General features: G+C 53.7%; 7 protein-coding genes and 1 pseudogene. 6 read left to right on the top strand and 2 right to left on the bottom strand.

Translation table 11 applies throughout. From position 1 onward, the window contains the following. Nucleotides 1-89 precede the first annotated feature (89 nt). Nucleotides 90-1,037 carry a hypothetical protein gene (locus NYR02_RS02995; RefSeq protein WP_260974917.1) on the bottom strand — a complete coding sequence of 316 codons (948 nt, stop codon included), beginning with the start codon at nt 1,035-1,037 and terminating at the stop codon, nt 90-92. 209 nt (nt 1,038-1,246) lie between these two features. Here NYR02_RS02995 and NYR02_RS03000 point away from each other — a divergent pair, with 209 nt between their 5' ends. The 5 genes and pseudogenes from NYR02_RS03000 to NYR02_RS19395 all read left to right on the top strand — a co-directional run. Further along, nucleotides 1,247-1,591: a hypothetical protein gene (locus NYR02_RS03000; RefSeq protein ID WP_260974918.1), complete on the top strand. Its 345-nt coding sequence runs from the start codon at nt 1,247-1,249 to the stop codon at nt 1,589-1,591. Nucleotides 1,592-2,181: 590 nt separating this feature from the next. After that, entirely contained in the window at nt 2,182-2,619 is a 438-nt protein-coding gene (locus NYR02_RS03005) for a MarR family winged helix-turn-helix transcriptional regulator (RefSeq protein WP_145471108.1), read from the top strand. A 171-nt stretch (nt 2,620-2,790) separates the two neighbouring features. Continuing rightward, a complete protein-coding gene (locus NYR02_RS03010; protein ID WP_260974919.1) occupies nt 2,791-3,213 on the top strand; it encodes an organic hydroperoxide resistance protein in 423 nt (140 codons plus the stop codon). A 107-nt stretch (nt 3,214-3,320) separates the two neighbouring features. Further along, a complete protein-coding gene (gene ahr, locus NYR02_RS03015; protein WP_260974920.1) occupies nt 3,321-4,322 on the top strand; it encodes an NADPH-dependent aldehyde reductase Ahr in 1,002 nt (333 codons plus the stop codon). A 292-nt stretch (nt 4,323-4,614) separates the two neighbouring features. Continuing rightward, a pseudogene (locus tag NYR02_RS19395) lies at nt 4,615-5,760 on the top strand (methyl-accepting chemotaxis protein); the annotation flags it as partial. Nucleotides 5,761-5,819: 59 nt separating this feature from the next. Here NYR02_RS19395 and NYR02_RS03030 read toward each other — a convergent pair. Next, entirely contained in the window at nt 5,820-6,317 is a 498-nt protein-coding gene (locus NYR02_RS03030; RefSeq protein WP_260974921.1) for a MerR family transcriptional regulator, read from the bottom strand. Nucleotides 6,318-6,399: 82 nt separating this feature from the next. Here NYR02_RS03030 and NYR02_RS03035 point away from each other — a divergent pair, with 82 nt between their 5' ends. Further along, entirely contained in the window at nt 6,400-7,629 is a 1,230-nt protein-coding gene (locus NYR02_RS03035) for an NADH:flavin oxidoreductase/NADH oxidase family protein (protein WP_260974922.1), read from the top strand. Nucleotides 7,630-7,760 lie beyond the last annotated feature (131 nt).

Here is a 7,760-nt window from a genome sequence, read left to right on the forward strand (position 1 = left end):
GAAAACGACTCAACTACAAAACACCAGAGGAGGTGTACTATGGAATTTAGGAGCTACTGTCGCGGTTCAAAGTTGATACTAGGCCCGGCTCACACAATGAGCCGATTGGCAGACAGCCATGCCAAGAACGCGTCAGAAGTTGCAGGCTTTGGAAGGTTAAGTTTACGAACCAACTTGCGAATTCTGGTCTCCCGATCATGAGGGTTTTGCGCGATCACCACGGGCGACTGCCCATGCACCGATTTCCACCGCGATATAAATACACCCTCTGCTGCAGTTGACTTCGAGAATTCGATATCCAACGTACACACAAGCTTTAAGATGATGTCTCCAAAACCAACGACCCCGCGAAGGCTTACGGCGATAGGCGAACCCTGAGTATATGGTTGATATTCCGGGATTTCCTTCACACCTAGGTCAGTGGTAGAAAGGGCTGCATACGCAGCCTCGGCATTAATAAAACTTGTCGATGGACTGCCACCACCGTGAACGAGTGAGTTGCGTACTTCCTTAAAATACCTATAGCAAATGAGTAACTGTTCCAAATGGGGCAGGGAATACTTACGATTGGACAACAGTGACTGATGAATCGCTGCAGTCAGAATTGCAGATTGACTACCGTTTATCACGGCTGTAGCACGCGAAATTCCACGTTGCGTACCGTTCGTCGTAGAAGAGGGGAATTGAAGGTCCTTTGAAAGCGTTGCAGCCTGCCCCAACTCTGCGAGGCTGCCTTCACACCACGCTTCATAGAGCGAGCAAAATTCAATAAGGAGAAATCTGGCGAATTCTTGCTGCTGATCTTCCCAGGTACTATCGATGCAGGCCTTGCGAAGATTCGCACCTCGAATTCCGCTACCGCCAACAAAGCGCCCTTGCAGCTCATCATGCGTTAGTTCTGGATTGACGGCCATTAGTCCCGATACTTGCCACCTAAGGTTCCAAATAGCCGCAGCTGTAGGCCATACAAAGTCGAAAAGCTCGGTGAGACGTCGAGCGACATTCTTGGATGTAGTTAGAAATAACTTTTGATTCATAGCATTACCGAAATGAGGTCCAACAGTTTCTTAGTAGGCATGCTCATTAACACACCTAAGCCCTTATTCAGATTTTCAGCCTAACCCATTGTCCGGGCTGTAAAAATCATCGTTATTCTCTTTCTTGTCAGGATATAAACGCGCATGCGCGCTTTTATCCTGAACCGTTCTTTACACTTTGCGCGTTATCACTTTTCGTAAAACCCTAAATGATTGATTTTTCAGGCATCTTCAGGGCTGAAGGTATCAATTCGCGCATGCGCGTTTTGCTACAGGAGCGAAAACGCGCATCAGATTCCGGCAAACGGAAAATATTCTGTTTGCATATACAGACTTTTCTGTCGAAGGTTTTCCGTGTCTTCCGGTCACAGACAGCAGCTGATTTTCTTTCACACACGCTGCCGCCCGTCCTTGTAAGCGCAGGGCAGGAATTGCGTGATAAAACAGTCGGATTTCAGGCGGGGAGGGTATCGGTGCTGAGTCAGATAAACCGACCTGACGGTCTGAGTTCTGGTGTTGTTATATCGGCGGATACGGCTTCCCTGCTGGTTTGAAGAGTACTGAAGTTCTGGGATGGGTTCAATAATTGATAAAAATGGTTACAAGTGGCAACAGTGGAAATCCGCCACCTATTGCTGAGCAGTGGCTTTCCTTTCAGATTATTTGGTGGGCAGTGCCCACCCTACATTTGGGTGTGAATGACAGGCTCTTGTCTGTCGTGGATAAGATCCACTCCTACGATTCGGCGGCTGTTTCATATTCGGCTTTGCGTGATTGATGGTTTGTGCTCCTGCACAATCTGCATTTCCGCCATCCATGACCGTCAGGAGTAAACGCCCGACCTCTTTGAGGGGGAAGGCCCCTCAAAGAGGTCATAAGGCCGGGCGGTAGCTCAAAATGCCAGCCCGCGCAGCGGCAACAACTCGGAGCACAATCATTTCCAGAGCCAGCAACACAGCAGGCACTACCACGCAGAGCGTGGGAGCGAGTAGGCTATCGCGACTGAAAGTCGCTCCCACAAGTCGCGGATAAGATCCGCTCCCACAACATTGGGCCTGCCGTTGCCACCAACACTGTTCCGCAACGCCCGCTTATGGCAGCATTCCCTTATTGTCATCTTTGATCACCACAGGCCCGAGCCTTTATGTCCGATTCCAATCCGCTGCTGCTTGATAAGCAATTGTGCTTCTCTCTGTACGCCACCTCGCTGGCGATGACCCAGGTGTATAAACCCCTGCTGGAGCCGCTGGGGCTGACCTATCCGCAGTATCTGGTGTTGCTGATTCTGTGGGAGCAGGACGGTCTGGGGCTGAAGGATATTGCCGCGCGTCTGGGGCAGAAGCCGGGGGCGTTAACGCCGGTGATCAAGCGGATGGAGGCTGAGGGCTTAATCAGCCGTTCGCGCAGCAGCGCCGATGAGCGGCTGCTGGAGATCCGCCTCAGTGAGCATGGCCGCAGCCTGCGCGAGAAGGCGTTGCAGGTGAATGCCTGTGCCGCCAGCCACTGCAATGCCGCTATTCCGGAGCTGATGGATCTGAAAGAGCGGCTGGATGTGTTGCGCCGCGCATTGCAGGGGGAATGATTTTATATTGCATGCAATAGATTGTTGCGATAATCTTTTCTCCGTTCTGGCCGTTAAAGGCCATTTTTTAAAATCGTATAGTTATCGCGATAACTATATATTGGCGGCAGCGGGCAGCAACAAACAGCAGCAGACGGTGCCGGCAACGACTAACTGAAAACGGAGAATCGTATGGAAATTCTGTATACCGCTCAGGCAACCTCAACCGGCGGCCGTGATGGCCGTTCTGTATCGTCCGATCAGGCGCTGGATGTAAAACTCAGCACGCCGAAAGCGCTGGGCGGTGCCGGTGGTGATGGCACAAACCCGGAGCAGCTGTTTGCCGCAGGCTACTCTGCCTGTTTTATCGGCGCGCTGAAGTTTGTCGCCGCGCAAGATAAAGCCGCGTTGCCAGCCGACACCGCCATTACCGCGCATGTGGGCATTGGCCCTAATGATAAGGGCGTGGGTTTTGCCATCGACGTTGAGCTGCACATCAGCCTGCCGGGCATGGATAACGCCGCCGCTCAGACATTGGTGGAAAAGGCGCACCAGGTGTGTCCATACTCTAACGCTACCCGCGGTAATATCCGTGTTGAGCTGGTGCTGGTCTGAAGCATAACCTCCCCATGCTCAGGCACTACAATGGCGTGTAAATACTGCACGCCAGCCCCTGCTTACGTGTAACGACGAAGCCCATTTTTTATGTCAGGAGAACAACCATGATCAAAGCCTACGCAGCCTTCGAACCGGGTGGTGAACTCAAGCCGTTTGAATACGATCCGGGCCCGCTGGGTGCTCATGATGTGGAAATCGATGTCGATTTCTGCGGCATCTGCCACAGCGATCTGAGCATGCTGAATAACGAATGGGGCATGACCCGTTATCCGTTTGTACCGGGACATGAAGTGGCTGGCCGCATCAGTGCGGTGGGCGAGCATGTGAAAAAATTGCAGGTTGGCGATCGGGTCGGCCTGGGTTGGCACTCGGGTTACTGCAATGAGTGTCAGACCTGTATGGAAGGTGATCACAACCTGTGTGATGGCGCACGCGGTACGATTGTTGGCCGCCACGGCGGTTTTGCCGACAAAGTACGGGCGCAGTCGGCCAGTGTGGTGAAGCTGCCGGACAACGTCAGCAGCGAAGTGGCTGGGCCGTTGTTCTGTGGCGGTGTTACGGTATTTAACCCGATTGTGCAGTTCGGTATTAAACCTACCGCACGCGTGGGCGTGGTAGGCATTGGTGGCCTGGGCCATATGGCGCTGCAATTCCTCAACGCCTGGGGCTGTGAAGTAACGGCCTTTACCTCGTCCGAAGCCAAGCGTACCGAAGCGCTGGAGCTGGGGGCGCACCGTACGCTGGATTCCCGTGATCCACAGGCGCTGCAGGATTCCGCCGGTTATTTCGATCTGATTCTGTCGACGGTGAATGTAAAGCTCGATTGGGGCTTGTATGTGAACACCCTGCGTCCAAAAGGCCGCCTGCATCTGGTGGGTGCGGTACTGGAACCGGTTGAGCTGAGCGTGTTCTCGCTGATGGGCGGACAGCGTTCGGTGTCGTCGTCTCCGGTTGGCAGCCCGGCGGTCATTGCCCAGATGCTGGAATTTGCCGCCCGCCATCATATTGAACCGAAAGTAGAAGTGTTCGATATGGCGGATGTGAACAAGGCCATCGACCGTCTGGAAAACGGCAGCCCGCGTTACCGCGTGGTGCTGAAAAAGTAAGCAGCGCAGCTGTTTTGCTGCTGTTTTGCTTAAAGCCGCCGCCTTTTTCGGCGGCTTTTTTATGCCTGCAACACAATGCCCAGACACTGATACAGCCACAGCGATTACAGATAGCACCTGTCGCGTGTAGCGGGCACTGGCGGGTGGGCAGGACTCAGCTAGATTGAGAGCACGTATACCCTGTATGCGAACTTATTCCGGAGTGACTATGTGGTTTGATAACAGCAAAGACAAAATTCAGCAGCTTGAACGGGCCTTGGCCGAAGCTCAGGCGTTGGAGCAGGCATTGCGTCAGGATACTGCAATGATCGAATTTGCCCCGGATGGCACCATTACGGATGTAAACGACCTGTTTCTGGCGGTGGTCGGGTATCGCCGTGAAGAGGTGGTGGGTCAGCATCACCGTCTGTTCTGCAGTGCTGATTATGCGGCCTCAGAAGATTACCGTGCTTTCTGGAAAAAACTCGCCGCCGGGCAATTTGCCAGTGGCTCTTTTCCGCGGATTAATAAACAGGGTGAGCGCCTGTGGTTGCGCGCTACCTATTTCCCGGTACAACAAAATGGCCGTGTAACGCGGGTGATTAAACTGGCTCAGAACGTAACGGCCAATACCGAAAAACGTCATCGCCAGGAAGCGGTAATGGATGCGCTGGATCGCTCGCAGGCGATTATCGAATTTACCCCGGATGGTACGATTCTCGACGCTAATGAAAATTTTCTGCGCACCATGGGTTACCGGCCGGAAGAATTGCGCGGCAAACAGCACCGGATTCTTTGTGATGACAGTTTTTATCGCGAGCATCCGGATTTCTGGCAAAAACTGGCGCAGGGACGGGTGCAGACCGGTAAATTCGAGCGACGCGATAAACGCGGCCGTACGGTATGGTTGGAAGCCAGTTATAACCCGATTTTTGATGCGCAAAAACGGGTGGTTAAGGTGGTTAAGTTCGCCAGCGATATTACCGAGCGGGTATTGCAGGCCGAGCAGGTGCGTGAGGCATCGGAGCTGGCACGCAGTAATTCGGCTGATACCGTTAACCTGGCCCAGAACGGCAGTGGCCTGTTGCGCAACAGTGTGGCCGCTTCCGCCCAGGTGGCTGATCAGGTGGGGGATGTGGCACAGAGCATCAGCAAGCTGAGCAGTAAATCGGCGGAAATTTCGGCCATCGTCACCACCATCAGCAGTATTGCGGAACAGACTAACCTGCTGGCGCTTAATGCGGCGATTGAAGCAGCGCGCGCCGGTGAACATGGCCGTGGTTTTGCGGTGGTTGCCGATGAAGTGCGCAGTCTGGCATCGCGTACCAACAGCTCGACGCTGGAAATCGACGAAATGGTAAAAGCCAATGAGGCGTTAACCCGGTCGGCGATGGAGCAGATGAAAAAAACCCAGCAGCAGACGCAGCAAGTGGGTGAACAGATTCAGCAGGCGGCTGATGTGATTGAGCAGATCCGCCACAGCGCTGAGGATGTGGCGGCCACGGTGGCGCGCCTGAATCAGTCCTGATTGCCCGGCATGCCTGGCGGCTGCAGATATTGATCGCGCAGCGTCAGGATTTGCTCATCACTCAGGCACTGGCCTTTATCCCAACTGCTTTTCAGCAGGCAACGCAGCGCATGCAACTGATTGCGCTGCTGTTGCAGGCTGGCTAATAAAGTATCGATATCCTCCAGCCGGCCATTCAGGGTGGTCATCACCCGTTCATGATCGACGCCTTGTTGTTCATCGCGCAGCAGCGCCGGAATATCCCCCAGAGCAAAGCCCATATTCTGCAGACTGCGGATCATCTGCAGGCGTAACAGTGCGCTGGCATCGTAACGGCGGCTGCCGCCAGCGGTGCGTTGTACTCCGGTCAGCAGGCCTTGCTGCTCGTAATAGCGGATAGTGGAGGCTGGCGTCTGGCTATGGGCGGCCAGTTCACCAATGCGCATTAAGCGGGTATCCGCTTTGTCGGGGAGTGCAGCAGATGGTTTATCGACAGATGAAAACGGCATAAAAAACCAGTTGAATTTAAAGTTAACTTTAAGTTTAGCATCGTGTTTATCGAATCTTCACACAAATTGTTCCGGAGTAGTTATGACTTCAACCGTGTTTACCCCGCTGACTCTGCCCAATGGCCAGGAGCTTATAAACCGTATTGCCAAAGCGGCGATGGAAGAAAATATGGGCGATGCGCAGTTACTGCCGGATGCGGCGCTTACTCACCTGTACCGTCGCTGGGGGCAGGGCGGCAGCGGCCTGATCATTACCGGTAACGTGATGGTCGACCGGCTGGCGATGACCGGCCCCGGTGGTCTGGCGCTGGAAGCGCAAACGCCATTGGCACCTTTTATTGCACTGGCAAAGGCGGCGAAAGAACAGGGTGCAAAAATCTGGATGCAGATTAATCATCCGGGCCGTCAGGTGTATGCCGCACTGGGTGGTAAGGCATTATCGGCATCGGCGGTCGCGGTTGACCTGGGCAAGCATTCGCATTTATTTGCCCGGCCGCAGGCGATGACTGCAGCAGAGATTGAAGATGTTATCAGCCGTTTTGTAACCACCGCGCAGCGGGCTGAACAAGCCGGTTTCGATGGTGTTGAAATTCATGCCGCACATGGCTATTTACTCAGCCAGTTTTTATCACCGCTGACCAATCAGCGCACGGATGAATGGGGCGGCAGTCTGGAAAACCGTGCGCGTTTATTACTGGAAATTACCCGCCGTATCCGCGCTGCGGTTAAACCAGAATTTGCCGTTGCGGTTAAATTAAATTCCGCCGATTTTCAGCGTGGCGGTTTTGATATTGCCGACGCCAAGGCCGTAGTCACCCTGCTCAACGACCTGCATGTGGATGCGATAGAAATTTCCGGTGGCAGCTACGAGGCACCGGCAATGCAGGGGCGTACCGCCGATGGCCGCACCCTGGCACGCGAGGCGTATTTTCTCGAATTCGCTGCACAGATTGCGGCAGTCGCCAATATGCCGGTTATGAGTACCGGCGGTATCACCCGTTTGCACACTGCAGAGCAGGTTGTTAATGCTGGTGTCGCGCTGGTCGGTATGGCCAGTGCACTGGCTGTGTGCCCGGATTTACCGCAACGCTGGCAGCAGAACCCGGCGTTTGAATTGCCGTTAGCGCGTATTGAATGGAAAGATAAGGCCATCGCCAGCGTCGCTACCATGGCATTAATCAAACGCCATTTACGCCGCTGGGGTAATGGTGCGAAAAAAGAAACGGTATTAAATCCGCTGTTAAGTTTGATACTCGACCGGGTGCGGCTGAAGAAACTGATTAAGCGTTATCGTAAGCTGATTGGTGCCTGAATCCGGCAGGAAAAACAGGCGTCCATTAACGGACACCTGTTTTTATAGCCGAATTCATATACTAACCGCGACACTTTTTCAAAATAAGAAGGTGAGCTGTAAGATTCGCTCTTTTTCACTCCCGCCAAGAA

This window comes from Thalassolituus pacificus (assembly GCF_025318105.1).
In the GTDB taxonomy this organism is placed as follows: domain Bacteria; phylum Pseudomonadota; class Gammaproteobacteria; order Pseudomonadales; family Oceanobacteraceae; genus Venatoribacter; species Venatoribacter pacificus.

What these genes read in the sequence shown, in the direction of transcription:
- NYR02_RS02995 (WP_260974917.1), bottom strand. Translation starts at nt 1,037, where the DNA reads ATGAATCAAAAGTTATTTCTAACTACATCCAAGAATGTCGCTCGACGT.
- NYR02_RS03000 (WP_260974918.1), top strand. Translation starts at nt 1,247, where the DNA reads ATGATTGATTTTTCAGGCATCTTCAGGGCTGAAGGTATCAATTCGCGC.
- NYR02_RS03005 (WP_145471108.1), top strand. Translation starts at nt 2,182, where the DNA reads ATGTCCGATTCCAATCCGCTGCTGCTTGATAAGCAATTGTGCTTCTCT.
- NYR02_RS03010 (WP_260974919.1), top strand. Translation starts at nt 2,791, where the DNA reads ATGGAAATTCTGTATACCGCTCAGGCAACCTCAACCGGCGGCCGTGAT.
- ahr (WP_260974920.1), top strand. Translation starts at nt 3,321, where the DNA reads ATGATCAAAGCCTACGCAGCCTTCGAACCGGGTGGTGAACTCAAGCCG.
- NYR02_RS03030 (WP_260974921.1), bottom strand. Translation starts at nt 6,317, where the DNA reads ATGCCGTTTTCATCTGTCGATAAACCATCTGCTGCACTCCCCGACAAA.
- NYR02_RS03035 (WP_260974922.1), top strand. Translation starts at nt 6,400, where the DNA reads ATGACTTCAACCGTGTTTACCCCGCTGACTCTGCCCAATGGCCAGGAG.